The organism is Methylophaga sp. UBA4204, assembly GCF_002379485.1.
Lineage (GTDB): Bacteria > Pseudomonadota > Gammaproteobacteria > Nitrosococcales > Methylophagaceae > Methylophaga.
This window is the reverse complement of the sequence record NZ_DFTU01000050.1, coordinates 2,049-5,872: the sequence shown is the minus strand read 5'-3', so window position 1 is coordinate 5,872 and position 3,824 is coordinate 2,049. Positions and strand designations below refer to the sequence as shown.

The window sequence follows — 3,824 nt, the reverse complement described above, 5'->3', positions numbered from 1 at the left end:
TGCGGTGCAATGGGATCAGGGTAATGCTGATTTCCCGCCCACCAGCTTTCAGGTATCCAATCTGAAAAGCGGCACTGGTGCGACCAATATTATTCCCGGCACAGTAGAAATGATTTTTAACTTCCGTTATTCCACTGAAGTGACTCACGATAAACTGCAACAACAGGTCGAAGCGATTCTCGATAAACACGGTGTGGCATATCAAATGGATTGGGTGTTATCGGGTAAACCCTTCCGTACAGCAGGCGGTAAATTACTTGAAGCCGTACAGATGGCGGTTAAAACTGTAACAGGTTATGAAACAACTCTATCCACTTCTGGTGGCACATCCGATGGTCGTTTTATCGCGCCAACTGGAGCACAGGTAATTGAACTTGGTCCGTTAAACGCGACCATTCACCAAATTGATGAACATGTTTCAGTTGCCGATCTGGATACATTGTCGGCTATTTATCAGCAGTTACTCACTGAATTGCTAGTGAACTAATCCCTATGCAAATTCGGCATACCAAACATCTGTTATGGCTCTTTGCAGCAGCATTATTGCTGATGCAATCCATAGCCGTTTGGCATGATGCCGAACATGCGTTTCATGATCACATAGCATTATGTGATCAGTTAAATGTTGTCAGTCATACCCCATCTACCGATAACCACAATCAGCTGACGGTTGCTGTCTGGCAACAATATTTTCAGTTTCAGTCTTCTGTTACCCTCCCTGCTCGTTTTGAAAATTTTTATCTTTCATTCGCGATTCGCGCTCCACCCATTTTCTCATAGCGTTCAAATATGACTGAATGCCATTTTTCTATTCAGAAAATGGCTACTGATTTCTGCTATGAGGATTATTCGTGATGAATAAAAAACCCATTGTAGTGTTGCTTGCTGCGGCACTCTCCCCTATGGCTTCTGCAGTGTTAGCTGCTGAAGATACTGTTGATATCCCACGCCTGGTGGTCACTTCTGATCCATTAGGCAACCGTACCTCTGATGAATTGATCCAGCCGGTCACGGTTATTGCGGGTGATGAACTTAATCAAAAACGCGCCAGTACAATAGGCGAAACATTGGATGGCTTACCTGGTGTGCATAATGCCGACTTTGGTCAGGGCGTAGGACGTCCTGTGGTTCGAGGTTTACAGGGATCCCGTGTGAAAGTGCTGGAAGATGGCTTGAGTACTTCCGATATCTCCGGTGAAGGTGCAGATCATGCTATCGGCATGGATGCTGGTCGTGCCGATCAAATTGAAGTTTTCCGAGGTCCGGCGACATTACTTTATGGAAGCGGTGCTGCTGGAGGTGTTATCAATGTTCGCAGTAATCGATTTAATCCTGAATTTGGGGATGCTCCAAGAGTAGATGGGCAGATGTCATACGGCATCAATGGACATGATCGCCAGGGACGTTTGGGACTTGAACTACCACTGGGAGACAACTTTGTATTGCGGACGGACTATGGGGTTCGTCGTACCAGTGATTTTGATATTGATGGTTATCAGCAAAAAGACCAGCAGGTCGGCCGTAAAGATAAATTACAAAACAGTGAAGTAGAAAATGATGTGTTCTCTATCACCGGTTTGTATAAAGGTGACTGGGGCTTTGCCGGTTTGGGTTACAGCACTTGGGAAACTCAATACGGCATTCCGGAAGTCTTTTTAGGACAAGGTGAAGAAGAGCAGGAACGGATTCGCGCGAAAAACGATCGTTTTGATTTTCGCAGTGAAATTAATGATCCGTTACCGGGTTTCAGCACAGCCAGGCTGAAAATGGCCTACACCAGCTACCGTCAACAGGAAATTGGTTCTGAATTTGATAATGGTGCATTTGTTGAAAGTGAAGTTGAAACGCGTTTCAACAATAACGAAACTGAAATGCGTCTGGAACTGGTGCATAACCCGATTGGTGATTGGGAGGGTGTTGTCGGTCTGCAATTTAATGATCGGGACTTTGAGGCTGAGGGCGAAGGTCACGGCCACGGGGACGTTGATGAACACGGTGGTGGCTTTTATATCCGTGGTAATGACACACGCACCGTCGGTTTATTTGTCCTGGAAGAATTACCCACGCATTTTGGTCGCTTTGAAGTCGCTGCACGGGTCGATCATGTGCGCTCCAGTACAGACGATCTTGACGAGGCCAGAGATATTGATTTGCCAAGTGGTGAAGAACTCCAACAATCAGCCGTATTGGGCAGTAATAGCTTCACTCCATTCAGTTTATCGGCAGGAACTCTGGTTGAGGTAGATCCGGCCCATCATTTCAGAATGTCCGTTACCCGTTCGCAACGGGCTCCGTCGGCAGAGCAATTATATGCCTTTGGTAGCCATGCAGCAGCAGGGACTGTTGAAATTGGTGATCCGAACCTGGGTAAGGAAACCTATACCAATTTTGAAGTCGGTTTTGATCGTCATTTAGGGGCATTCCGCTATGAGCTGACTACTTTCTATAACTACGTCGATGACTTTATTTATTTAGCAGCACAAAATGATGGGACTGGCCAAGCCATTGAAATTGAGGGCGATACGCTGGTAGTCAATGAACAACAAAATGCCAAGTTGTATGGTGCTGAATTTGGTGCCATAACTGACTTGATTGATGGTCCTATTCCACTTAGCATGCGCTTGTCTGCCGATCATGTACGCGGCAAACTCAGCAATGGTGAAAATATTCCTCGCATGAGTCCAACACGCTTAGGGATTGGATTTGATACCTCCTATGCTGACTGGGATTTCAGTCTCGACTACCGTCGGGTGTTTAAACAAACCAAAACCGCTGTGACTGAGAGCAATACGGACGGTTATAACCTGGTTTCGTTTGATGCAAATTGGTCTCCAGCAAGTTTAAAAGGTGCTGAAATCTTTATTCAGGGACGTAATTTGCTGAATGAAGACGGTCGTCGGCATACCAGCTTCTTTAAAGATGAATCGCCTATTCTGGGACGAACCATATACACCGGTATTCGTTTCGACTTTGGCGGTTAACAGTTAACGTTATGCTCAAACTGAAAAGGCCCGACTTTGTCGGGCCTTTTTTGTGGAGCAAGAGTCAGTATTCTGCTAGATTGAGGTATTTTTTACGGATAAATCTACATGGCTTTAATTGAAACTGGCGATGACATCAGCAGCATTAAACTGATCTATATCTTTAATCTGGTGGGTTCGCTTATCTACCCCATGCTGGTGATGGGGGCTCTTGTAGCCTATGAAAAAAAAGGCAAAGCTCCAGATTGGCTACAATCGCATTATCTGTTTCAAATAAATGGTTTTTATATCAGCCTCATATTGCTGATGGTTTCCTGGGGACTTTTATATCTGGGCAATTTATACGGTTTAGCCGTGATGGTGATTTGGATAATCTGGAATATCACCCGCAGCGTTAAAGGACTGAAAACCTTAAAAGCCCAACGTCCAATAGCGAATCCTAATAACGGGTTACTGGGCTGATACTGGGGCTTTTTTAACCTTCATCGATGACAGATAAACAAGCCTAGCCACGATAAATCGCTAAAGGCCCTGTGGCTTGTTGGGTGGGCATAATTTCCATAGTGGTGACATTCAGATGCGCTGGGGTATTAACCAACCACCAGATGGTATCGGCAATATCCTGAGCCGTTAGTGCAACCGTATTTTCATAGACTTTTTCAGCACGCTCTTCATCGGCTTTAAAACGGACCATGGAAAATTCAGTTTCGGCATTTCCTGGTTCGATATTGGTTACCCGGATTTGCGTACCCAGCAAGTCAGCACGGAGGGCCAGCGAAAACTGTCTTACAAAAGCCTTACTGGCGCAATACACATTACCGCCCGGATAAGGCCAGTTTCCGG

At 45.5% G+C, this 3,824-nt stretch carries 5 protein-coding genes; 4 read left to right on the top strand and 1 reads right to left on the bottom strand.

Translation table 11 applies throughout. The annotated features are described in order from the left end of the window. From B3182_RS07285 to B3182_RS07270, 4 genes are all read left to right on the top strand, one after another. On the top strand, window positions 1-487 hold a 487-nt coding region (locus tag B3182_RS07285; protein ID WP_292752143.1), incomplete at its 5' end, for a M20/M25/M40 family metallo-hydrolase. Between the two features lie 5 nt (window positions 488-492). Further along, window positions 493-780 carry a hypothetical protein gene (locus B3182_RS07280; RefSeq protein WP_292358034.1) on the top strand — a complete coding sequence of 96 codons (288 nt, stop codon included), beginning with the start codon at window positions 493-495 and terminating at the stop codon, window positions 778-780. Window positions 781-854: 74 nt separating this feature from the next. Next, window positions 855-2,981: a TonB-dependent receptor gene (locus tag B3182_RS07275; RefSeq protein WP_292358033.1), complete on the top strand. Its 2,127-nt coding sequence runs from the start codon at window positions 855-857 to the stop codon at window positions 2,979-2,981. A 108-nt stretch (window positions 2,982-3,089) separates the two neighbouring features. Then, window positions 3,090-3,443, top strand: a complete 354-nt coding sequence (locus B3182_RS07270; RefSeq protein WP_292358031.1) for a hypothetical protein — start codon at window positions 3,090-3,092, stop codon at window positions 3,441-3,443. A 43-nt stretch (window positions 3,444-3,486) separates the two neighbouring features. On the opposite strand, the gene B3182_RS07265 is transcribed toward B3182_RS07270, so the two are convergent. Beyond that, the coding region (locus B3182_RS07265; RefSeq protein WP_292752140.1) for an SDR family NAD(P)-dependent oxidoreductase at window positions 3,487-3,824 on the bottom strand (338 nt) is incomplete at its 5' end.

What these genes read in the sequence shown, in the direction of transcription:
- B3182_RS07280 (WP_292358034.1), top strand. Translation starts at nt 493, where the DNA reads ATGCAAATTCGGCATACCAAACATCTGTTATGGCTCTTTGCAGCAGCA.
- B3182_RS07275 (WP_292358033.1), top strand. Translation starts at nt 855, where the DNA reads ATGAATAAAAAACCCATTGTAGTGTTGCTTGCTGCGGCACTCTCCCCT.
- B3182_RS07270 (WP_292358031.1), top strand. Translation starts at nt 3,090, where the DNA reads ATGGCTTTAATTGAAACTGGCGATGACATCAGCAGCATTAAACTGATC.